General features: G+C 52.7%; 16 protein-coding genes. 9 read left to right on the forward strand and 7 right to left on the reverse strand.

The features are described from left to right. The first annotated feature begins 21 nt into the window (after positions 1-21). The 7 genes from menD to ACMV8I_RS01435 all read left to right on the forward strand — a co-directional run bounded on the left by menD (position 22) and on the right by ACMV8I_RS01435 (position 7,933). Positions 22-1,707, forward strand: coding sequence for a 2-succinyl-5-enolpyruvyl-6-hydroxy-3-cyclohexene-1-carboxylic-acid synthase (gene menD, locus ACMV8I_RS01405; protein WP_498863445.1), 1,686 nt, complete (start codon positions 22-24; stop codon positions 1,705-1,707). Continuing rightward, positions 1,704-2,501 (forward strand): 2-succinyl-6-hydroxy-2,4-cyclohexadiene-1-carboxylate synthase, encoded by a 798-nt coding sequence (gene menH, locus ACMV8I_RS01410; protein WP_498863446.1) that lies wholly within the window; start codon positions 1,704-1,706, stop codon positions 2,499-2,501. The genes menD and menH overlap by 4 nt, the downstream gene beginning before the upstream one ends. Continuing rightward, on the forward strand, positions 2,488-3,345 hold the full coding sequence (gene menB, locus ACMV8I_RS01415; RefSeq protein WP_498863447.1) for a 1,4-dihydroxy-2-naphthoyl-CoA synthase: 858 nt from the start codon (positions 2,488-2,490) through the stop codon (positions 3,343-3,345). Before menH ends, menB begins: the two co-directional genes overlap by 14 nt. Then, entirely contained in the window at positions 3,345-4,343 is a 999-nt protein-coding gene (menC, locus tag ACMV8I_RS01420; protein WP_498863448.1) for an o-succinylbenzoate synthase, read from the forward strand. Before menB ends, menC begins: the two co-directional genes overlap by 1 nt. Then, the gene (menE, locus tag ACMV8I_RS01425; protein WP_498863449.1) at positions 4,331-5,704 is read left to right on the forward strand and encodes an o-succinylbenzoate--CoA ligase; all 1,374 of its coding nucleotides are present in this window, start codon (positions 4,331-4,333) and stop codon (positions 5,702-5,704) included. Before menC ends, menE begins: the two co-directional genes overlap by 13 nt. A gap of 221 nt (positions 5,705-5,925) precedes the next feature. Continuing rightward, complete coding sequence (locus tag ACMV8I_RS01430) at positions 5,926-6,471, forward strand: YfaZ family outer membrane protein (RefSeq protein ID WP_498863450.1); 546 nt, start codon at positions 5,926-5,928, stop codon at positions 6,469-6,471. Between the two features lie 256 nt (positions 6,472-6,727). Further along, positions 6,728-7,933, forward strand: a complete 1,206-nt coding sequence (locus ACMV8I_RS01435; RefSeq protein WP_498863451.1) for a nicotinamide mononucleotide deamidase-related protein YfaY — start codon at positions 6,728-6,730, stop codon at positions 7,931-7,933. 600 nt (positions 7,934-8,533) lie between these two features. On the opposite strand, the gene yfaE is transcribed toward ACMV8I_RS01435, so the two are convergent. The 4 genes from yfaE to ubiG form a co-directional block, all read right to left on the reverse strand. Then, the gene (gene yfaE / locus ACMV8I_RS01440) at positions 8,534-8,794 is read right to left on the reverse strand and encodes a class I ribonucleotide reductase maintenance protein YfaE (protein ID WP_497233709.1); all 261 of its coding nucleotides are present in this window, start codon (positions 8,792-8,794) and stop codon (positions 8,534-8,536) included. A 1-nt stretch (position 8,795) separates the two neighbouring features. Further along, entirely contained in the window at positions 8,796-9,926 is a 1,131-nt protein-coding gene (gene nrdB / locus ACMV8I_RS01445; protein ID WP_498863452.1) for a class Ia ribonucleoside-diphosphate reductase subunit beta, read from the reverse strand. 64 nt (positions 9,927-9,990) lie between these two features. After that, positions 9,991-12,273 (reverse strand): class 1a ribonucleoside-diphosphate reductase subunit alpha, encoded by a 2,283-nt coding sequence (gene nrdA, locus ACMV8I_RS01450; protein ID WP_498863453.1) that lies wholly within the window; start codon positions 12,271-12,273, stop codon positions 9,991-9,993. Positions 12,274-12,776: 503 nt separating this feature from the next. Next, positions 12,777-13,514, reverse strand: a complete 738-nt coding sequence (gene ubiG, locus ACMV8I_RS01455) for a bifunctional 2-polyprenyl-6-hydroxyphenol methylase/3-demethylubiquinol 3-O-methyltransferase UbiG (RefSeq protein WP_498863454.1) — start codon at positions 13,512-13,514, stop codon at positions 12,777-12,779. 270 nt (positions 13,515-13,784) lie between these two features. On the opposite strand from ubiG, the gene gyrA reads away from it, so the two are divergent. Continuing rightward, complete coding sequence (gene gyrA / locus ACMV8I_RS01460) at positions 13,785-16,463, forward strand: DNA topoisomerase (ATP-hydrolyzing) subunit A (RefSeq protein WP_498863455.1); 2,679 nt, start codon at positions 13,785-13,787, stop codon at positions 16,461-16,463. 331 nt (positions 16,464-16,794) lie between these two features. After that, positions 16,795-19,665, forward strand: coding sequence for a two-component system sensor histidine kinase RcsC (rcsC, locus tag ACMV8I_RS01465; RefSeq protein ID WP_498863456.1), 2,871 nt, complete (start codon positions 16,795-16,797; stop codon positions 19,663-19,665). An 81-nt stretch (positions 19,666-19,746) separates the two neighbouring features. Here rcsC and rcsB read toward each other — a convergent pair whose 3' ends face one another. From rcsB to ACMV8I_RS01480, 3 genes are read right to left on the reverse strand one after another with little or no spacing between them, the layout of a single operon-like run. After that, positions 19,747-20,397: a response regulator transcription factor RcsB gene (gene rcsB / locus ACMV8I_RS01470; RefSeq protein WP_498863457.1), complete on the reverse strand. Its 651-nt coding sequence runs from the start codon at positions 20,395-20,397 to the stop codon at positions 19,747-19,749. A 4-nt stretch (positions 20,398-20,401) separates the two neighbouring features. Further along, positions 20,402-23,095, reverse strand: a complete 2,694-nt coding sequence (rcsD, locus tag ACMV8I_RS01475) for a phosphotransferase RcsD (protein ID WP_498863458.1) — start codon at positions 23,093-23,095, stop codon at positions 20,402-20,404. Positions 23,096-23,116: 21 nt separating this feature from the next. Further along, complete coding sequence (locus tag ACMV8I_RS01480; RefSeq protein ID WP_498863459.1) at positions 23,117-24,292, reverse strand: MFS transporter; 1,176 nt, start codon at positions 24,290-24,292, stop codon at positions 23,117-23,119. Positions 24,293-24,468 lie beyond the last annotated feature (176 nt).

Below are 24,468 nucleotides of genomic sequence, written 5' to 3' on the forward strand. Positions count from 1 at the left end.
CCCGCTTTGCCGGAGTCACTCATGTCATCGACGCTTTCTACCGCCATCTTTAACCGCCGCTGGGCGACGCTCATTCTGGAAGCGTTGAGCCGTCATCGGGTACAGCACGTCTGTATTGCGCCCGGCTCACGTTCGACTTCTCTCACGTTGGCGGCGGCGGCTAACCCGCACCTGATTTGCCATACACACTTTGACGAACGTGGTCTGGGCCATTTGGCACTGGGACTGGCGAAGGCCAGCGGTCAGCCGGTGGCCGTTATTGTGACGTCAGGCACAGCGGCGGCAAATCTCTATCCGGCTATTATTGAAGCCGGGCTGACCGGCGAACGTCTGATTATGCTGACCGCCGACCGACCGCCAGAACTGATTGACTGCGGAGCTAATCAGGCCATCCGCCAGCCAGAAATGTTCAGCAGCCATGCACAACAAATCCTCAACCTGCCGCGTCCGACGCCGGACATTAGCGCCCGCTGGCTGGTCTCCGCGATTGATAACGGGGTTTCAGCGCTGGGTCATGGCGCGCTACATATCAACTGTCCTTTTGCTGAGCCGCTGTATGGTGAGCAGGGAGATGACTATCTCGAATGGTCCCAAAGCCTGGGCGACTGGTGGCAGGGCACTCAGCCATGGCTGCGCTCTTGTGCGCCGCAAGTGCACCTTGCCCAGCATGACTGGTCATACTGGCGGCAAAAACGCGGAGTGATTATCGCCGGGCGAATGAATGCGCAGGAAGGGCTGCAATTATCGCAGTGGGCGCAAAGCCTCGGCTGGCCGCTGCTGAGCGATGTGCAATCGCAAACCGGCAATCCGCTGCCCTGTGCAGATTTATGGCTGTCGAATCCGCAGGCGCACAGCGTTCTGGAGCAGGCGCAACTAGTGGTTCAACTGGGCTCCAGCCTGACCAGCAAACGCTTGTTGCAATGGCAGGCCAGCTGCCAGCCGGAAGAGTACTGGTTGGTAGATTCGCTACCGGGACGTCTTGATCCCGCGCAGCACCGTGGTCGGCGTTTACAGATGCCGGTCGGCGACTGGCTGACACTGCACCCGGCGCAGCCGCAGGCCCACTGGGCTTCAACGTTGGAAATGCTCTCACGTCAGGTTGATGACCAGGTGCAGACTCGCCTGGTCGATCATTTCGGTGAAGCCGCTGTGGCCCGATATTTACCGGCGCTGCTGCCGGAGCATGGTCAGTTGTTCCTCGGCAACAGCCTGGTGGTCCGGCTGGTGGACGCTCTGGCGCAACTGCCTGCCGGGTATCCGGTGTTTGCTAATCGTGGCGCCAGCGGTATAGATGGTTTGATTTCTGCCGCCGCCGGAGTGCAGCGCGCAACGGGGAAACCGACGTTGGTGCTGATCGGCGACCTCTCTGCACTGTACGACCTCAATGCGCTGGCGCTAATGCGTCAAAGTTCAGCCCCGACGGTTATCATCGTGGTTAACAATAACGGCGGGCAGATTTTCTCGCTGTTACCGACACCGGAGGCCGAACGTGAGCGCTTTTACTGCATGCCGCAGAATGTTGAATTCAGTCATGCGGCGGCGATGTTCGGGCTAAATTATGCCTGTCCAACGACGCTTTCGGCGCTGAACGAAGCGGTGAATCACTGCTGGCAGCATGGCGGCGTGAAACTGATTGAACTGAAAGTCAGCCCCACCGACGGTGCTGAAATATTGCGTGAACTGGTGACGCAGGCGGGGGATTTATGATCCTATCCTGTCAGCGGGTGAATGGCCATATCACCGGGAAACCCTGGCTGGTGTTTCTGCACGGTCTGCTCGGCAGTCGCGAAGACTGGCAATCGCTGGTGCCCTGGCTGGCTGGCTGGCCCTGTCTGCTGGTTGACCTGCCCGGCCATGGTGCTTCAGCCAACGTGACGGCTGCCGGGTTTGCCGATGTCAGCCAGTTACTCAGCTCGACGTTGCAGCAAATGGAGATCCACGAACACTGGTTAATCGGCTACTCCCTCGGCGGGCGTATCAGCCTGTATCACGCCACCCACGGTGATACTCGTGGTCTGTGCGGTGTGATGGTAGAAGGCGCACATCCGGGGTTGAAAAGCCTGCGCGACCGCCAGCAACGCCGCCATCATGACCATCTGTGGGCGACGCGGTTCTTGCATCAAACCTGGCAACAGGTGCTGCAACTTTGGTATCGCCAGCCGGTCTTTAGCGATCTTACCGACGAACAGCGCCAGCAACTGGTGGCACTGCGGCTCAATAATAATCCAGCCCGGCTTGCCGCCATGCTCAGCGCTACGTCGCTAGCGGTACAGCCGGACCTGCGCGAGCATATTTCACGCTTGCCGCTACCGGTCGTCTGGCTGTGTGGCAGCCTTGATTCCAAATTTATCACTCTTGCGCAGCAGGCAAACTTCCCGCTGCAATTCATCGCCAATGCCGGGCATAACGCCCATCGTGCCAATTCGGCGGATTTTGCCCGTCAGGTGCTGGCACTGATTACTTCACCTGTCTTAAAGGAAGTAGAACATGATCTATCCTGATGAAAAACAGCTCTATGCACCGGTCGAATGGCTGGATTTTACCGGCGAATTTGAAGATATCCGTTATCACAAATCCGTGGATGGTATCGCCAAGATCACCATTAATCGCCCACAGGTACGCAACGCCTTCCGCCCGCTGACCGTGAAAGAGATGATCCGCGCGATGGACGATGCACGCCATGACGATAACATCGGCGTAATTGTCCTGACCGGCGAAGGCGATAAAGCCTTCTGCGCGGGCGGCGACCAGAAAGTACGCGGCGACTACGGCGGCTATCAGGATGCCAGCGGAGTGCATCATCTCAACGTGCTCGACTTCCAGCGTCAGATTCGCACTTGCCCAAAACCGGTAGTGGCGATGGTGGCCGGTTATTCCATTGGTGGTGGCCACGTTCTGCACATGATGTGTGACCTGACTATCGCTGCCGATAATGCCATTTTTGGTCAGACTGGCCCGAAAGTGGGGTCGTTCGACGGCGGCTGGGGGGCCTCTTATATGGCCCGCATCGTTGGCCAGAAAAAGGCCCGCGAAATCTGGTTCCTCTGCCGTCAGTATGATGCGGCTGCTGCACTGGATATGGGGCTGGTGAACAGCGTGGTTCCGCTGGCTGATCTGGAAAAAGAAACTGTGCGCTGGTGCCGTGAAATGCTGGAAAACAGCCCGATGGCGCTGCGTTGTCTGAAAGCGGCGCTCAATGCCGACTGCGACGGACAGGCAGGTTTACAGGAACTGGCCGGTAACGCCACCATGCTGTTCTATATGACCGAAGAAGGTCAGGAAGGCCGCAACGCGTTTAACGAAAAACGCCAGCCGGACTTCAGCAAATTCAAGCGTAACCCGTAATGCGCCGCGCCACGGTGTACCGGTACAGCCTGCCAATGGAGGCGGGCGTGGTGTTGCGAAATCAGAGGCTGAAATCCCGCGAGGGGCTGCTGGTGCAGCTGTGGCTGGATGATCAAACCGGCTGGGGTGAAATAGCGCCGCTGCCGGGTTTTAGTCAGGAAAGTCTGGAACAAGCGCAGCAGGCTACCCAGCATGCGCTGGCGCAGTGGTTACAGGGAGCGTCGCTCAGTGCGGTCGCTTCAGCATTCAGCGCACTGCCGTCGGTGGCTTTTGGTCTAAGTATGGCCGATGCCGAACTGCGCAGGTTGTTGCCCGCTGAGGCAAATATTCGCAGCGCGCCGTTGTGTCATGGCGATCCCGACGAGCTGTATGCCCGTCTTGGCGCATTGCCCCGCGACGGTCATGGTGAGAAAGTGGCGAAAGTTAAAGTCGGGCTATATGAAGCGGTGGGGGATGGCCTGAACGTCACCATGCTGCTGGAAGCGCTGCCTGATTTACACCTGCGTCTGGATGCTAACCGCAGCTGGGCACCGGCTAAAGCGGCGGCCTTTGCCCGTTATGTGGCACCGGACCTGCGTTCACGTATCGCCTTTATTGAAGAACCTTGCACTACGCGCGAACAGTCGCTTGAGTTTGCCCGCGACACGGGGATTGCTATTGCATGGGATGAAAGCGTGCGCGAAAAAGGCTTTGAGGTGCATGCCGAACCGGGACTGGCAGCCATCATTATCAAGCCGACCTTAACCGGCAGCCTGACCCGTTGCCGTGAGCTGATTGCCCAGTCACACCGCGCGGGACTGGTGGCGGTGATCAGCTCCAGTATTGAATCCAGCCTGGGTCTGAATCAACTGGCACGCATGGCCGCATGGCTGACGCCGGACGCCGTGCCGGGTCTGGATACGTTGGATTTGATGCAGGCGCAGCTGGTCCGTCGCTGGCCTGACTCACCGCTGCCGCTGATAGCAGAAGATCAACTGGAGCCGATATGGCAGGCCTGAATAACTGGCCCTGGCGCGTATGGGCGGAACGAACGCCGTTCGCGATAGCGCTCAAATCACGCGGTATCGCATGGTGCTGGCGCGATTTACAACAGCGTATAGATTCGCTGGCGGCGGGGTTTATTCAGCAGGGCGTCAGTGAAGGAACTGGCGTGGTACTGCGTAGTAAAAATAGCGGTGATGCCTTACTGGTTTATCTGGCGTTGTTGCAAACCGGCGCCCGCTTATTGCCGCTCAATCCGCAGTTACCCGTTTCACTGTGCGCGGAACTGCTGCCGTCGCTGGATATCAGTTGTATTCTCGATCTCAACGATACGCCAGCTGAACTTAATCTGCCTGCGCTTGAACTTCGCTATGCCGGTTCCAGAGCGAATGCTGTCGCGTGGCAGCCGTCCCGTCTGGCAACGCTGACGCTCACCTCCGGTTCCAGTGGGTTGCCGAAAGCTGCCGCACACAGCGTACAGGCGCATCTCGCTAGTGCCGCCGGTGTACTCGGGTTCATTCCATTTTATCAGGGCGACAGTTGGCTGCTTTCTCTGCCACTGTTCCATGTTTCAGGACAAGGGATCATCTGGCGCTGGCTGAGTGCCGGTGCCTCGCTGGTGTTGGCTGACGGAGAATCAGTCGAGGCTGCGCTGGAAAATTGCAGCCATGCTTCGCTGGTGCCGACACAGCTCTGGCGTCTGCTACAGCAAACGCGGTTGCCGGAAAAATTGCAGGACGTTCTGCTCGGTGGCGCGTATATTCCGCCCGAACTGACCGAACAGGCTGAGCGTGTGGGTATCCGCTGCTGGTGTGGCTACGGCATGACGGAAACTGCCTCTACCGTGACGGCTAAACGTGCTGACGGTTCGCGGGGTGTCGGCCATGTGCTGCTTGGTAGAGAGGTAAGACTGCAAGATGACGAAGTGCTGATCCGCACGCCGAGCCTGGCGGCTGGTTACTGGAAGCACGGTGCGTTAAGGCCACTAACCGATGCTGACGGTTGGTTTCATACCCGCGACCGCGGTAAGTGGCAGGGCGATGAGCTGCATATCGCTGGCAGACTGGATAATCTGTTTTTCAGCGCCGGTGAGGGGATTCAGCCGGAAGATATCGAGCGGGTATTACAGGCGCATCCGCAGGTGGAACGCGTTTTCGTGCTGCCGATGAACGATGATGAATTTGGTCAACGGCCGGTTGCACTGGTGGACGCTCATCCCGACGCAACCTTCGAGCATCTGGCTGAGTGGCTACAGGGAAAACTGGCGCGCTACCAGCAACCGGTGCGTTACTACCGCTTGCCGCAGGATGTCGCGCAGGGCGGCATTAAGATCTCCCGCCAGCAATTAAAGCTATGGCTGGAAAAACAGCCGATTTGATCAGCCGTTGATGTAAAAAGAAGGGCTGCCATGTCTGCGCACATAGCCGCCTTTTGACGTCGTACAAGGATATTGCTTCCATCAAAATAATCTATAACGCTTACAATTTACCGTCTCCTAACGGATAAGTTTACGAGCCAAAAAGATGTTGCATGGAGGTAAATTGCTTTAGACTCCGCAGGGAAGATTTACCGCCGCATAGCAATTATTTAGGAAAGATAATGAAAAAATTACTTGTCGCTGGCGCTGCCGCCAGCCTGATGTTGGTTGCTGCCTCTGCCAGCGCCATCAGTGTCAACGGTGAAGTTGGTGAGCATTACACTCATCTGGGCGCAGGTTTTGGTACTACCTCGCCGGGTCTGGCGCTGACCGGCGACTGGACACATAACGATGACGACGGTGATGTTGCCGGCCTGGGCCTGGGCTATAACATCCCATTAGGTCCATTCATGGCGACCGTGGGTGGCAAAGGTCTGTACACCAATCCTAAAGATGGTGACGAAGGTTATGCTGCTGCTCTTGGCGGCGGTTTGCAGTTGCCAATCGCTAAATTGTTCACCCTCTACGGTGACTACTACTATTCCCCAGATTCACTCTCAAGCGGCATCGGCAACTACAAAGAAGCTAATGCGGGCGTGCGTTTGACGGCCATTCCATTAGTGACCGTGAGCGTGGGTTACCGCTACATGGCGCTGGATGGTAAAGATGGAAATCGTGACAACGTGATCGCTGATGGTGCGTATCTTGGCGGCGCGATCAACTTCTAATATCCCGGCATCTTTCACATTATAGGTGCGTTGGCTGCTCTTGCTCACCCCAGTCACTTACTGGAGTAAGCTCCTGAGGATTCCCTCGATTGCCGCCTTCCTCTAATGCGAAATATTTTGGGATATAGCGAGATCCATTTTTTAAAGTCTGCTTAGCAGGCTTTTTTTTTCGTCTGTTCTATCACTTTGTGCCTATACGATTGTTTTTCGGCCGCAGCCTTTCTACAGTGAAGGGACAAAACAAGAGGAGAAAGCGATGCTTAGGGTTGAGATGCTCAGTACCGGTGAAGAAGTTCTGCACGGTCAAATAGTAGATTCCAACGCCGCCTGGCTGGCAAGTTATCTGTTTGATGAAGGATTGCCGATGACCAGCCGCGAAACGGTGGGCGACAGCCTGGAAGAGCTGGTCAGCGTGATGAGAGAGCGCAGTCACATCGCCGATGTGCTGATTGTGAATGGCGGGCTGGGGCCTACCAGCGATGATTTAAGCGCGCTGGCAGCGGCTACCGCGTGCGGTGTCAGGCTGGTGGAAGATGCCGACTGGATCCGTACGATGGAGGCGTTCTTTGCCGGACGAGGTCGTCCGATGGCCGAGTCGAACCGTAAACAGGCGCAAATTCCCGAAGGGGCCGAAGTACTGGACAACCCGGTCGGTACGGCCTGTGGATTCAGCATTACCCTCAACCGCTGCCAGATTTTCTTCACGCCCGGCGTGCCTTCTGAATTCAAAGTCATGGTGGAGCAGCAAATTGTTCCGCGTCTGCACAAAAAATTCCCGTCGCTCGAAGCACCGCTGTGTCTGCGCCTGACCACGTTTGGACGTGGCGAAAGTGATCTGGCCACGGATCTGGATGCCATGATTTTGCCGGAAGGCGTGACGATGGGTTACCGTTCTTCGTCGCCGATCATTGAACTGAAAGTGACAGGGCCGCGTTCTCAGGAAGTTGCAATGCGTAAAGCCTTTGAGCGCGTACGTGAAGTGGCCGGTGAAAGCACTATTTTTGAAGGTTTCGGTAGCTTGCCGGACCGTCTTGCAGAACGTCTGCTCGCGCAAAATTTTCATCTGGCGATCAGTGAAAGTTTTACGGGCGGCCTGCTCAACTGGCGTCTGCAAAGCGCGGGTGTTCCGCTGGCTGACGGTGAACTCTTGCCACGCAGCGACGATGCCTCGCTGGAAAAATCTCTCGAACATTTATTAGCACGTGCGCAGACACTAGCCGACACCAGCGGCGCACAACTGGCGCTGGCCGTCGGGGCATTATCAGGCGATCAGCTCAGTCTGGCGCTACATACTCCATCAGGAACTTGCGGGTTAACGATCCGGTATAGTGCGACGCGGCACGGGTTGGCGTTGCGGCAGGAGACTATCGCGATGGTGGGGATGGATATGTTACGGCGGTATCTGAACGGGTGGGATCCGGTGGCGGACTATCCGTGGTTAGAGACGGTTGCTAAGGCATAGCGATCGGCTTTTTAATTTCAAATTCAAATTCAAGACCTTGGGTTGCCACCCAAACTGGCCTGAAAGGGCGCCTATCGCCGCGCCCCTTCAGAATCCCCGGCTCTTTTAAAAACAGCAGCTGCGCCGGTCACAATGGCCGTGTTTCAGGGGCCATAGCGATAGCCGCAAAATGTCATCGCTCCGCGATTCCCGGCTGCGGGCTTGAGCCAACGGTAAAGATGTTGTCTCGCCACCGACTTGCCGGTGACATTTTGAACGCGGCCGAGGCTTTCTTAAATTCAAAACCCAACCTGTATTTGTTTTTCAAAATGTTGAGGCCGCGTTCAAAACGACGTCGAATAAGAGGTGGAAAACCGCGAGTGTGTTTGCGCGGGTTGTAACCCGCAATGAGAGCACCGCGCAGCGGCGGAGTTTGCGGCTATAACGGAAGTGTCTGAAACACGGCCATCCCAACTTGCGTAGCTGCTGTTTTTAAAAACGCAGGAGATCCAAGAGGAGGCGCGTTTACGCCTCCTCTTGGGCGGGTTTGGGCGGCAGCTCAAGGTCTTGATGTTGAATTTAAAGAGTTAAAGACTTAAGCGGAAAGTGGGCCGCAACCCACTAAAACTCGACTTCAATGTCGCCAACCGGCAAACAACAGCATGGAAGGACGTCGCCTTCCGACATAAACGCCAACGGCTTCTCACTGTAAGTGACTTCTCCACTGACCAGCCGCATGCGGCACGACCCGCAATAACCTTCCCGACATTGATACTCGACGTCTACGTCGTGATGTTCAAACACTTCCAGCAAATTTTGATGCCCGGCGAGGCAGGCAAGTCGCTGTCCAGTTGCTGAAAGGGTGACTGTACGCTGGCACATTTTAGAACTCAAAATCGCTCAGGTCGCCGGCATTCATCTCTGAATCAATCTGACCGACCAGATAAGAGCTGACTTCTACTTCCTGCGGGGCGACCTGCACGTTGTCCGACACCAACCAGGCATTGATCCACGGGATCGGGTTAGTGCGGGTTTTAAACGGTGCGGTTAAGCCAACAGCCAGCATGCGGATGTTAGTGATGTATTCCACGTACTGACACAGGATATCTTTGTTCAGACCAATCATTGAGCCGTCACGGAACAGATATTCTGCCCATTCCTTTTCCTGCTGCGCGGCCAGCACGAACAAGTCATGACACTCCTGTTCGCACTCTTTGGCGATCTCGGCCATTTCAGGGTCATCCTGGCCTGAACGTAACAGGTTCAGCGCGTGCTGAGTACCGGTCAGATGTAAGGCTTCATCGCGGGCGATCATTTTGATGATCTTCGCGTTGCCTTCCATCAATTCACGTTCTGCGAACGCAAAGGAGCAGGCAAAGCTGACGTAGAAGCGCACGGCCTCAAGGGCGTTCACGCTCATCAAGCAGATATAGAGTTTTTTCTTTAGCTCATGCAGATCAACGACGACGGTTTTGCCATTAACCTGATGCGTACCGACACCCAGCAGATGGTAATAGCTGGTCATCTCAATCAGGGTGTCGTAGTAGCCGGAGATGTCTTTTGCGCGTTTGAGGATCTCTTCGTTGGTGACGATATCATCGAACACGACTGATGGGTCATTGACGATATTGCGGATGATGTGCGTATAAGAGCGCGAGTGAATAGTCTCTGAAAACGCCCAGGTTTCAACCCAGGTTTCCAGCTCTGGGATGGAGATCAGCGGCAGCAGTGCTACGTTCGGGCTGCGGCCCTGAATGGAGTCCAGTAATGTCTGATACTTCAGGTTGCTGAGGAAAATATGCTTTTCATGATCCGGCAGCGCCTGAAAGTCGATGCGGTCACGGGACACATCAATTTCTTCCGGACGCCAGAAGAAGGAAAGCTGCTTTTCAATCAGTTTTTCGAATATTTCGTGTTTTTGCTGATCGAAACGTGCCACGTTGACAGACTGGCCGAAAAACATCGGTTCCAGCAGCTGGTTGTTCTTGTTCTGAGAGAAAGTGCTATAAGCCATATTGTCCTCGGACAAAAGCCCCTGTGAAGGGGCTTTATATAAAATGATAAATCAAAACAGATGATTAGATTTTGCAGGCACCGCTTTCGCAGTCGTCAGCTACGTCAGCCTTCATGTCTTCTTGTACGTCATCGGCACCGTCGCGGGTGTTCTGATAGTACAAGGTTTTAACGCCGAATTTGTAGGCTGTCAGCAGATCTTTCAGTAGCTGTTTCATCGGCACTTTGCTGTTCGGGAAGCGCGACGGATCATAATTGGTGTTAGACGAAATCGCCTGGTCGATGAATTTCTGCATCACGCCAACCAGTTGCAGGTAACCGTCGTTATTGGGCATATCCCACAGCAGTTCGTACTGATCTTTCAAACGCTCATATTCAGGTACCACCTGACGCAGGATACCGTCTTTCGACGCTTTGATGCTGATATGGCCGCGAGGTGGTTCGATGCCGTTAGTGGCGTTGGAGATCTGCGAAGAAGTCTCGGACGGCATCAGCGCTGACAGCGTGGAGTTACGCAGACCGTGCGTTTTGATCTCGATGCGCAGTGCATCCCAGTCATAGTGCAGCGGTTCATCACAGATGGCATCGAGGTCTTTTTTATAGGTATCGATCGGCATGATGCCTTGCGCGTAAGTGGTTTCGTTGAACCACGGGCAGGCACCTTGCTCTTTGGCCAGATTATTCGAGGCTTTCAGCAGGTAGTACTGAATGGCTTCGAAGGTCTTGTGCGTCAGGTTGTTGGCGCTGCCATCAGAGTAGCGCACACCGTTCTTCGCCAGATAATAAGCGTAGTTAATCACGCCGATGCCCAAAGTGCGGCGGCCCATTGCGCCGCGATTGGCGGCCTTGATCGGGTAATCTTGATAGTCGAGCAGGGCATCGAGGGCACGCACAGCGAGCGTTGCCAGCTCTTCCAGATCGTCAAGACTTTCAATCGCACCTAGGTTAAATGCTGACAGCGTACACAGGGCAATTTCACCGTTTTCGTCGTTAACATCATCCAGTGGTTTGGTTGGCAGCGCGATTTCCAAACACAGGTTGGACTGGCGAACCGGTGCAATAGCTGGGTCAAATGGGCTATGAGTGTTGCAGTGGTCAACGTGCTGAATATAGATACGGCCCGTAGACGCACGTTCCTGCATCATCAGTGAGAACAGCTCAACGGCTTTCACTTTCTGCTTACGGATGTTGCTGTCCTGCTCATATTGCACGTACAGGCGTTCGAATTCATCCTGATTGGCGAAGAATGCATCGTAGAGTCCAGGCACGTCAGACGGGCTGAACAACGTAATATCTCCGCCTTTCACCAGCCGCTGATACATCAGTTTGTTGATCTGCACGCCGTAGTCCATATGACGAACGCGGTTACCTTCAACCCCACGGTTGTTCTTCAGTACCAGCAGGCTTTCTACTTCCAGATGCCACATCGGGTAGAACAGCGTTGCTGCACCGCCGCGCACGCCGCCCTGAGAGCAGGATTTGACCGCCGTTTGGAAATGTTTGTAGAACGGGATACAGCCAGTGTGGAAAGCTTCACCGCCGCGGATTGGGCTGCCCAGCGCACGGATGCGTCCAGCATTGATGCCTATGCCGGCACGCTGGGAAACGTACTTCACAATAGCGCTGGAGGTCGCGTTGATTGAGTCGAGGCTGTCGCCGCACTCGATCAGCACGCAGGAGCTGAACTGACGCGTCGGGGTGCGCACGCCAGACATTATTGGCGTAGGCAAGGAAATTTTGAACAGGGAAATCGCATCGTAGAAACGCTTCACGTAGTCCAGACGCGTTTCGCGCGGGTAGCCGGAGAACAGGCAGGCGGCGACCAAAATGTACAGGAACTGTGCGCTCTCGTAGATATCGCCGGTGACGCGGTTCTGCGCCAGGTATTTGCCTTCGAGCTGTTTGACCGCGGCATAAGAGAAATTCATGTCGCGCCAGTGATCGATATAACTGTCCATCTGCTCGAACTCTTCGGCCGTGTAGTCTTCCAGCAGATGCTTGTCATATTTGCCCATCTCGACCATGCGGGTTACCTGTGCGATCAAGGTCGGTGGTTCAAACTGGCCGTAGGCTTTTTTACGCAGGTGGAAAATCGCCAGACGCGCGGCCAGATATTGATAATCCGGCGCATCTTTAGAGATCAAATCCGCGGCAGCTTTAATAATGGTTTCATGAATATCGCTGGTTTTAATACCTTCATAAAACTGGATATGGGATCGGAGTTCAACTTGTGAAACGGAGACGTTTTGCAGACCTTCAGCTGCCCAGTCTATGACTCGGTGAATTTTATCAAGGTTGATGCGTTCTTTACTGCCATCGCGTTTAGTAACAAGGAGACTCTGATTCATGAGGAGCTGTACCTTAGATGTCTATAAACAGTCTGACCAGACACGAATTCAGATTAGAGGGACTTCACTCGTCTGTAGTGTGCTGGTCAGGATATAAACACAATATATTGTGGATTTGTTATTTTCTGATGACAAGATAGTGACTGAATGCCCCTTTTGCAAGTGAACAAAACGGCTCATTTTGTGGATAAGTTGGGGAGAAATTTGGGGGGCAAGCCTGAAGCGTACGTGGTTGCTGGCACGCTGGAGTGTCAATAACTTCGATACGATTTTCTTATATATTTTGAAATGTTGATCGACTGCCGATTTCTTAAACGTTAGAAAAAAACGCTATATTGATGCAGGTAACTATTCCAAAAAAACATGTTGCGCAGTTATGCTATGCCAACGCGCTAAAAAATAACATCTTAGTGACTTTCCGGGCGCTGAGTTGGCCCCTGGGCAGGGTTTTCTGCGCCCGGAAGGAAATTTCTTCGTTGACGATAACGTTATTGTACTTCTCGTCATTGTACCTCTGTCTCTGGCGACTGCGTATGGACCATGTAGTTTACGTCGACGTTTGGCCCGAGTTTGAAATGATCGGTCAGCGGGTTGTAGTGCAGACCGATAATATGGCGCTCACACAGCGGAGTACGGTCAACCATTGCCAGTAATTCAGACGGTTTGATGAATTTTTTGATGTCATGGGTGCCTTTGGGCACCATTTTCAGCACATATTCTGCACCAAAAATAGCCATCAGCCAGGCTTTGTTGTTACGGTTGATGGTCGAGAAAAAGACGTGACCTCCGGGTTTCACCAAACGTGCGCAGGCAGCGACCACGGAAGCCGGATCCGGTACATGCTCGAGCATCTCCATACAGGTGACCACGTCATACTGCTGTGGATGCGCGTCGGCATGAGCTTCTACGAATTCCTGGATGTAATTCACCTTCACGCCACTTTCCAGCGCATGCAGGCGAGCAACCTGTAAAGGCTCGCCGCCCATATCCAGCCCGGTAACGGTGGCACCCGCTATTGCCATGCTTTCGCTTAGAATGCCGCCGCCGCAGCCGACGTCGAGAACGTTCTTCTCAAACAGGCCGTCTGCACGTTCGAGAATATAGTTCAGGCGCAGCGGATTGATGCGGTGCAGCGGCTTGAATTCCCCTTCCAGGTCCCACCAGCGCGAGGCGACAGCCTCAAACTTGGCGATCTCATTGTGGTCAATATTCTGTGTGTTGGCATTCGATGCAGTATTCATGAGTGTGATGAACTCCTTAATCCTCGTTAAGCCAGATTATACATATTCCTTGTGAAGGGATTCAGTTTTGTATTTCTGCTCACTGTTTGAGCGAATGGTGGCGTTTTATTCGGGGCTGAGGCAACGGTTTGATTATCGTTGGATAATAGCGGGTAAAAAGGGAGGTTCTTTTCCACAGATCTCAGCTTTGTGGTATAGTTTTACACCTTTGCGCTACATACGCCTAAGTAGGCAGCGGCCATGAATAATCAGTAGAGGGATAGCAGCTCCATGAGCGACCTTGCCAGAGAAATCACACCGATAAGCATCGAAGAAGAGCTGAAAAACTCTTATTTGGATTACGCTATGTCCGTTATTGTCGGACGTGCGTTGCCAGATGTGCGCGATGGTTTAAAACCGGTGCACCGCCGCGTACTTTACGCAATGAATGTTCTGGGTAACGACTGGAACAAAGCCTATAAGAAATCGGCCCGTGTGGTTGGTGACGTTATAGGTAAATATCACCCGCACGGTGATACTGCGGTTTATGACACCATCGTACGTATGGCCCAGCCTTTTTCACTTCGCTACATGTTGGTGGACGGGCAGGGTAACTTCGGTTCGGTAGACGGCGACTCCGCTGCTGCCATGCGTTATACCGAAATTCGTATGTCTAAAATCGCCCACGAACTGTTGGCCGATTTAGAGAAAGATACCGTTGACTTTGTGCCGAACTATGATGGCACCGAGCAAATCCCTGCAGTAATGCCAACCCGTATTCCTAACCTGTTGGTTAACGGTTCTTCCGGTATTGCCGTCGGTATGGCGACCAACATCCCGCCACATAACCTCACTGAGGTTATCAACGGCTGTCTGGCGTTTATCGAAGACGAAAACATCAGCATTGAAGGGCTGATGGAACACATTCCGGGGCCAGACTTCCCGACGGCAGCCATCATCAATGGCCGTCGTGGCATTGAAGAAGCCTACCGCACCGGTCGCGGCAAAATTCTGCTCCGCGCCCGTGCGGAAGTGGAAGCTGATGCCAAAACTGGCCGCGAAACCATCATTGTTCACGAAATCCCGTATCAGGTGAATAAAGCCCGTCTGATCGAAAAGATCGCCGAGCTGGTGAAGGAAAAACGCCTTGAAGGCATCAGTGCGCTGCGCGATGAGTCTGATAAAGACGGTATGCGCATTGTTATTGAAATCAAACGTGACGCCGTGGGTGAAGTGGTTCTCAACAACCTCTACTCCCTGACTCAGTTGCAGACCACGTTTGGTATCAATATGGTGGCCCTGCATCAGGGTCAGCCAAAAATTCTTGGCCTGAAAGACATCCTGTCCGCGTTTGTCCGTCACCGCCGTGAAGTGGTGACGCGCCGTACGATTTTTGAGCTGCGCAAAGCCCGTGACCGCGCCCATATCCTTGAAGCCCTGGCCATTGCTCTGGCTAACATCGACCCTATCATTGAACTGATCCGTGCTGCGCAATCTCCGGCTGAAGCGAAAGCTGGCCTGATTGCCCGTTCATGGGATCTGGGCAACGTAGCGGCCATGCTGGCCAGTGCCGGTGATGACGCTGCACGTCCTGAGTGGCTGGAACCTGAGTTCGGTATTCACGAAGGTAAATACTTCCTGACCGAACAGCAGGCACAAGCCATTCTGGATCTGCGTTTGCAGAAACTGACCGGCCTTGAACACGAAAAGCTACTGGATGAATATAAAGAGCTGCTGACGCAAATCGCTGAGCTGATATTCATTCTGGAAAACCCCGATCGTCTGATGGAAGTCATTCGTGAAGAGCTGGAAGCGATCCGCGATCAATACACCGATCCACGTCGCACTGAAATTACTGCCAATACCTCCGACATCAACATCGAAGACCTGATCAATCAGGAAGACGTGGTGGTAACGCTGTCGCATCAGGGCTATGTGAAATACCAGCCCCTGACCGACTACGAAGCGCAACGTCGTGGTGGTAAAGGTAAGTCTGCAGCACGCATCAAAGAAGAAGATTTCATCGACCGCCTGCTGGTGGCCAACACCCACGATACCATTCTGATGTTCTCCAGCCGTGGTCGTTTGTACTGGATGAAGGTTTACCAACTGCCGGAAGCCAGTCGTGGAGCTCGTGGCCGCCCAATCGTCAACCTGTTGCCGCTTGAGCCAAACGAACGTATTACCGCCATTCTTCCAGTACGCGAGTACGAAGAAGGTCGCCATGTGTTTATGGCAACCGCTAGCGGTACAGTGAAGAAAACGGCACTGACCGATTTCAGTCGTCCGCGCAGTGCTGGCATTATCGCCATCAACCTCAACGAGGGTGATGAGCTGATTGGTGTTGACCTGACTGACGGTAAAGATGAAGTCATGCTGTTCTCCGCCGCCGGTAAAGTGGTGCGTTTCTCTGAAGAAGCGGTGCGTAAGATGGGCCGAACGGCGACCGGTGTTCGCGGTATCCGTCTGGGTTCAGGCGACAGCGTGGTATCACTGATCGTTCCTCGCGGTGAAGGTTCTATCCTGACCGTCACGCAAAACGGTTACGGCAAACGCACAGAATCGGCTGAGTATCCAACCAAGTCCCGTGCAACACAGGGTGTTATCTCGATCAAAGTGAGCGAGCGTAACGGTCCGGTTGTTGGCGCGATCCAGGTGGATGAAGCCGATCAGATCATGATGATCACCGATGCGGGTACGCTGGTACGTACTCGTGTTTCTGAAGTCAGTACCGTAGGCCGTAACACCCAGGGTGTTACGCTTATCCGTACTGCGGAAGGTGAGAATGTGGTCGGTCTGCAACGCGTGGCTGAGCCAGTGGAAGACGAAGAGCTCGACGGCGTCGCAACCGAAGAGGGTGAACTGGAAGCCGCTCAGGCGAGCGACCTGCCGGATGAAGTAGAATCTGACGACGAATCTGTTGAAGATGATGAAGCGGATTCTGATGAAACGGATTCTGAGAAAGAATAAGTTTCGGCAGTGTTGAAACAGGGCATAGCATGGCAACGTGTTATGCCCTTTCTTTTTATACCCGTCATCCTTCAAGCCGCAGGTGCGTTGGCTGCGTTACTCGCCCCATCCTTGGGACTCGCCCCTAAAGGGGCCGCTGCAAGCAGCGTTCAAATCTGCTCCTGGCAGATTTGTCGCTCACCCGAATCACTTACCGGTGTAAGCTCATCGGGATTCGCTCCCTTGCCGCCTTCCTACGGCTCGAATGATTTTGGGTATCGTCTCTGAATCAATAGTGTATTCTGATGGCCGTTTTCCGCCGTGGTGACGTCGCAATGTTAATGGTAGCCTCTTGAAATATCTTACTTCGTTTAGAACAACGCTCAGAATCTCCCGCTATCTCTTCCGGGTTCTGGCCTTTATGTTGTGGTCACTTGGCGCACTGCTAACGACGTTCTACGTGCTCAATATTTTCCATACCAAGGAGTCTGAAATCCGTGATGAGGACAACCTCAACTACGATCAGGCGCAGAGTTATATCCGAAATTCCGAAGATATTATGCGGGATATCAAATACATTGCTGAAAAACGCCTCAATGACTCCATGACCGGCCTGGACATCATCAACGGTGTCATTAGTAGCAAAAATACCACGCCAACCTATCATCCACTCTATTCCGAATCCGACTGCTCCAAGCTCAATAGCAGCAACCGCAATTCGCTGAATTCGCTCGGTAACATGATTCACTATTGGAAAGATAATTTCACCGATGCCTATGATCTTAATCGGGTTTTTTTCATCGGTGGCGAGAGTCTGTGCATGGTGGATTTTGGCCTTAACAGCGTGCCAATTGAGCGCGAAAACAGCACAGGGCTCAAATCACTGCATGAGAAGATTCTGAAATACCGCAATGGTAAAAATCAGGATAAGGAAAACAGCCTGTACTGGGTGTCATCCGGTCCGAATAAAGATCTGGGTTATCTCTATATGCTGACGCCGATTTACGTCGGCAACAAACTCGAAGCTTTGATGGGGATCCAGCAGACATTGCGTTTGGAAGATATGGTGGCCGCGGGTTCACAGCATACCGGCGTGACCCTGCTCGATGATGATAATCAACCGTTGCTACGTTTATCCGAAGGTGGGCATCACGCTTCCCTGCCGGGGCATTACCCCGAAGAACCTCACTATTTTGGTTACATGAATGGCTATAACGATCTGGTCTACAAAAAACCGTTGTCGTCTTCGGGCCTGAGCGTGGTCTACTCCCTGCCGTTTAACACCGTGATTGAGCGTTTTAAGATCCTTATCTTCAATGCGGTGCTGCTTAATATTTTCTCAGCGTTGCTGCTGTTTATTCTGGCGTGGGTGTTTGAGAGGAAAATGTTCCTGCCCGCGGAAGAGAATGCTTTCCGCCTGGAAGAGCATGAGCAGTTCAATCATAAAATCGTGGCTTCGGCACCGGTTGGGATCTCAATTTTACGCATCAGCGATGGCGTGAATATTCTGAGTAACGAACTGGCGCATAACTATATCAACATGCTGACAGCAGAGGATCGCCAGCGCATCACGCGCATTATTTGCGATCAGCAGGTCAATCTTGTCGATGTGATCACCAAAGATAACAACAATATCCAGTTAAGTTTTGTTCACTCGCGTTATCGCAATGAGGACGTGGCGATTTGCGTACTCATTGATGTCAGTGCGCGGGTCAAAATGGAAGAGTCCTTGCAGGAGATGGCGAATGCCGCCGAGCAGGCCAGTCAGTCGAAATCGATGTTTCTCGCCACGGTCAGCCATGAACTGCGTACACCGCTGTACGGTATTATCGGTAATCTGGATCTGCTGCAAACTCAGGGTCTGCCGCAGGGCGTCGATCGTCTGGTGACGGCGATGAACAACTCGTCAGCACTGTTACTGAAAATCATTAGCGATATTCTCGATTTCTCTAAAATAGAGTCTGAACAGCTCAAAATTGAACCGCAGCCATTTTCCTGTCGTGAAATGATCACCCACGTTGCGGGTAATTATCTGCCGCTGGTGGTAAAAAAACATCTTGGACTCTACTGCTTCATCGAGCATAACGTACCGATGTCATTCCAGGGCGATCCGGTGCGCCTGCAACAAGTGCTGTCTAACATTCTTAATAATGCCATCAAATTTACCGACACTGGCTGCATCGTGCTGCATGCGCGGACGTGCGGGAACTATATGGAATTCCAGATCCGCGATACCGGCTGCGGTATTCCTGAGCGAGAAATCACCCGCCTGTTTGATCCGTTCTTCCAGGTTGGTACCGGCGTGCAGCGCCATTTCCAGGGAACCGGACTTGGGCTGGCAATCTGTGAGAAGCTGATTAACCTGATGGACGGGGATATCTCGGTCGATTCCGAGCCGGGTCTGGGCAGTCAGTTCACCGTGCGAATTCCGCTGTATGACGCGATATTCCCGTCTGAACAGCCGCTTGATCTGTGGCAGGGTAAAACGCTGTGGCTTGAGATCCGCAATGCGCATCTGGAAAGCTATCTTATGCAGTTGTTACGATATCAGGGCGCCAATGTTCATCGCTGGGACGAAGAGCATATCAGCCAGTCGGGTGACGTGCTGATAACGGACACCTCGCTGATTCATGAAGATAAGCTGGCGGCACAGATTGAATTTTCCATCGACCATATTGGCCCGCCGGTAGAAACCCGGCCTGGCTATTGGATCTATAGCACCTCAACCCCGCTGGAAGTTACTGCGTTGCTTAACCGTATCTATCAACTGGTCGATCCGGCAGAAGCGGGGGGATTATCATTGCCTGCGCAAGAATCAGCGGCAATTCAGGACAACAGTGATATTCATCTGCTGGTGGTGGACGACCACCCGATTAACCGTCGTCTGCTGGCCGATCAGCTCAGTTCGATGAGCTACCAGGTCGTCACAGCCAATGATGGGATGGATGCGCTCGAAGCGATTAAAGTCCACACCGTTGATATCGTGCTCAGTGACGTCAATATGCCAAAACTCGACGGTTACGGTCTAACCCAGAAGCTGCGCGAGCTGGGCTATACTTTGCCGGTGATTGGCGTGACGGCAAATGCGCTGGCCGAACAGCGTCAGCGTTGCCTGGAGGCGGGAATGGATAATTGCCTGTCAAAACCGGTCACGCTGGAAACGCTCCGCGACACGCTGGCCTATTACAGCAAAGTGGTGCGGCGTAGCCGGGATAATCACTAAACTGTGGTCAATAAAAAAGGCACCTTTACTTAGGTGCCTTTCTACTTAACCCGTAAAATCCTGCCAATCCAAACGCGTTTTTTAGCCCCGATCAACCGGTTGCGAGCTGACGGAAGAGAGATAGTTCAACAGTGCAATATCGTTTTCTACGCCCAACTTCATCATGGCTGACTTCTTCTGGCTACTGATGGTTTTGATACTGCGGTTGAGTTTTCTGGCAATTTCAGTCACCAGGAAACCTTCAGCGAACAGGCGCAGAACTTCACTCTCTTTTGGAGAGAGGCGTTTGTCGCCGTAACCGTTAGCACTAATTTTCTCAAGTAATTTCGCTACGCTATCCGGCGTGAATTTCTTGCCTTTTTGCAAAGCGGCCAGGGCTTTTGGCAAGTCCGTTGGCGCACCCTGTTTCAGTACAATGCCTTCTATGTCTAAATCCAACACCGAACTCAATATAGCCGGATTATTGTTCATGGTTAGCACAATGATAGACAGTTGCGGATAGTGGCGTTTAATGTACTTAATAAGCGTGATGCCATCGCCATATTTATCACCCGGCATCGACAAATCTGTGACCAACACGTGGGCGTCAAGTTTGCTCAAACTATTGACCAGAGCGGTCGAATCTTCAAACTCACCTACTACGTTTACCCACTCAATTTGCTCGAGTGATTTACGGATCCCAAACAGGACAATAGGATGGTCATCAGCAATAATTACGTTCATATTATTCATGTGATTAGCTACCTTGCTGCAGCAGTCTGGAGACAAAAGAATCAATGTGATTAATGTTATCAGTGATCATCAAAACGTCGCCAGCGACGATATGTTGTTCTAACGTTTCACACAAGTGCTTGCCTGGGGTCAGGTTCAACATAGCGAACACCCCCTTAAGGCGATGAGCGGTCTGGGAAAGTGATGTAAAATCACGACGTTGATTTTCATTATACAGTTTCTCAAGATCTTCCGGTACTGTCTCGACAAACAGCTGATAGTAATCACTTGATTTGAGCTGTTTTTCATAAAAGTCGAGAGAGTCCTCCCCGGAGCCTTCGGTGTTAACACTGTCATCGGATTCAGTAAATTGATGTTCGATTAACAGTAAGGTTGCGTCAATCAGCGCACTGCCGATGTTGTAGTTGACGCGAATGTAATGCTTTTCAAGCTGCTGGAAACCCGTTTCATCGCTGGTCAGCAACAGCGTATACTGGCCGCTGTTTTGCGGGTTGTCCGTCAATAAAACGTCGTACTCGCGGGCGATCTGACGCTCATCAGCGATAATACATATCGCACCATATGCGTTCATTGTGCGGGTCACAATACCGCGCACCTCTTCAGACGTGATATCCAGCAACAGTGTTACGTCATCCAGCAGCTTTTCATGGGCTGCCTGAGGTTCATTCTCTTCAAAGATCTGTTTGATTCGCACCGTATAACGCGTGCCAATATCCAGTTTACTGCGGATCTCCAATTGTCCCCCGAGTTTCTTGCACAACTGATTGCACAGGAAAAAGGTCAGGCCAGACCCATGGTTAAATCGATCCAGCATGGTTTGGCTCAGGAAAGGATAATTCAGATTGCTCAATTCCTCCTTTGAAATGCCACTGCCGGTGTCAGTAATGTGGAAAATCAGTTGGCCAGGTTGTTCTGCGTCATGCTCTGTAGTCAGGGTGACCTTGCCCACTGATGTGGTCACAATCGCGTAATCAATCAGCAGGGACAGAACTTTTTTCAGTGCCTGACCGTCGCCGACAAAGTTTGCTTCCGGCTCAGGATGGAAATGGTTCAGTATCGCCAGACCCTTTTGGTTGAGTTTCGGCAGCGCTTCAAGCAGTAGCTCATCCACCAGCGCACATAATGCGTAGGACTGCTGTAGCGGTTGCCAGTCCTGCGTTTCCAGCCGGGTGAGTAGGGTGATGTTATCTACCAGCGTCAGTGCATTACGTGACTCATTAAGCAGACGGCCTTGCAGCGTTTGGCGCTCCTGGATATCCGTATTCTCGGTCAGAGCATGCACCAGCCCATTGAGCTCATTCAGCGGTTGATTGAGCTCAATGCCCAGATTGTGCAGCATTAACTTACGAGCCTGCAGGTTTTTATCGAACTCGCGGCGCGCCTGCTGCAACGTCTTATTGACCATCACTTCTTTATCCTGATCGTGCAGCAGGAACAGATAGGTTTCCGGTGAGATTTGACTCCGCAACATGCGGATTTCATACACTTCGTTATTCACCGTCGCCTGAATCACGCCATGATGTTGTTCCGCCATGTTAGCGATTTTATTCAGGCTGAGGTGCGGCAGCAGTTGGTCGGCAATTTTGTTACTAATGACCACGCTATGATTGCTGAAGTTATAGACTAGCAGGCCAATCGGCAGGCTGGAGATAATCTCTTGATTAAGCGCCTGCTGAGTTTGCAGTTGCGCTGCCATATTTTCGCTTGGACGGATGTACTGATGGCGGATGAAGTAGATCCCGGCCATCGCCAGCCCCAGCAACAAGAGGTTGATCAGCGCCAGCCAGAAATTATTGCGCGACAGATCCATAATCAGGCTTAATAGGGGGACGCGGTAGCTCAGCGTTAGCGGGGAATTGCTCAGCGGTGCGGCGAAATTCACCGACCATCCCTGTAGCGCAATGCTGCTGCTGATGTCGGTGGTCTGCGAAAGGTCCCCTTCATTTACGGCATCATTATTGTTGTTCAGCTGGAAATTATCTCGCGCCATTGAGCGCGGGATCAGGTCGCTTATCGGCATATCAAAAGCAATCACGGTTGCCAGGTGGCCGGGATTATTAAATGTCGTGCGCAGCGAGAAAAAATAGTCATTGGAAAAGCGCGATTTACGTAAGTTGGAGTAGCTCTCGCGCTCATCCAATGTATTGGCCTGCTGCAGCATCTCTGCCCGCCGCGCATGCAAAGTGCTGGTGAAGTAGCTCTCTTTTAGCCGGGAGTCTTGCTGTTGCAGTGGTTGCGTGGTGATCAGGATCATGCTGTTGTCCTGACCATTCAGATAATACATTGAGTAGGGCAGCGTTTTTGCTCCCCATTGGTCATCAAGGAAATTGGAGATCTTGAGGGTGAGATCCAGCGTTGAACTGTCATGGTTGCCAAAAATCAGCGCATCGCTTTTCTTATGCGGTTTGGTGATGTAATACATGTCCTGACGAAGGCGGACTTCCTGCGCTGAAATAGCCTCTGCGGGCATTGCTACGCCGGTGAAATTGTCATAAATCTGATAGGTCATGTAGCGGTAATTGTCGATGCGTTTTTGCAAACGTTCGGCTGTAGTTTGCAGCGTTCGTTGCTTATCTTTCAAATACGCATTCGTATAATTATAGCCATACATGCTGAGGCCCATTGCCAGCAGCAAAATAAACAACCAGAAGAAACGTGTGATATTGGTTGAAGTCAGCGACAGATATTTACTTGGCATAATGGTGACGCATTTCCTTAATTATCGGGTCACGGCGCGCGCGCTGGTGGCCACCAGCAACAGCAACGCGGCTACGCAGCCTAAGGCAACCGACAGGTTGCTTAGTTGGGCGATAAAACCAATTAGCGCCGGACCTGCCAGAATACCGGCATAACCGAGCGTTGTCACAGAAGCAATTGCCAGGTTGGCCGGCATCGCTGTCTGGTTCCCTGCGGCGCTGAACATGATCGGCACCAGATTAGAGGAACCAAAACCGGTCATGATGAAGCCCAGCCCTGCTATCCACAAGTTATCGATACACACCAGCAATACCATTCCAAGGCTGGCGCACAGGCTGCCGAATAGCAGGACTTTATAACGTCCCATGGCATTTATAATGCTGTCACCCGTCAGGCGGCCTGCGGTCATTGCAATCGAGAATACCGCATACCCTATTCCAGCCTGAAGTGTGCTCACGCCACGCTCAGTCGCGAGGAACAGCGCACTCCAGTCAAGCATCGAGCCTTCGGCCATAAACATGACAAAACAGAGCAGGCCGAGGAAAATCACCCAGCCGCGTGGCAAGACAAACATCGGGGCATCGCTGCCATTACGGGTGTGTCGCCAGAAGTGAGGACTGGTTGGGATCAGTGTCACCGCGACCAGCGCCACGACCAGTAAAATCGATTGAAAAGGGGTGAGGCCGATATACAACAACGTGCTGACGATCAGAGCGCCGAAAATACTGCCCAGGCTAAAGAAACCGTGAAAGCCGGACATCATGGCCCTGCCACTGGCTTTCTCTACCACTACGGCATGAACGTTCATCGCGACATCCACCATGCCAATGGCTGCACCAAACACCATTAAAACTGCTGCCATACTCGCCGTCGAATTCATCACCGTCAGCAGCGGTAAGTCGAAACACAGAATGATCGAAGCCAGTAGTATCACCGTTTTACAGCCCAGACGACCGGTCAGAAAGCCGGTCAGCGGCATTGACAATGTAGATCCTGCACCGATACACAGCAGCAGGAGCCCAAGGGTGCCATCGTTGATATCCAGACGTAGCTTAACAAAGGGAACCAGTGGGGCCCAGGCTGCCATAGCAAAACCAGAAAGCAGGAAGATTATCCGCGTAGCATATTGCTGTGCACGTCCCGGAAGAGAGGGATAAACGGCAGACGCCTTGCCTGACGTGGTGGTGTTGCTGGTCATGATCTCGGCGTCCGTTTGAGCGATCGGTGAATATCAATGAAATGACAAAATCTACGTCATTACGGGGTGGTGTTTTATCACATACCGCGTAAGAGCAGGGAGATTTTCCCTTCATTTTGAGGCGACGTATTTTAACAGCAACCTCATCAATGCGTTATTACCAAAAATCTTATTTA

Source organism: Ewingella sp. S1.OA.A_B6, from assembly GCF_049889095.1.
Taxonomy (GTDB): domain Bacteria; phylum Pseudomonadota; class Gammaproteobacteria; order Enterobacterales; family Enterobacteriaceae; genus Ewingella.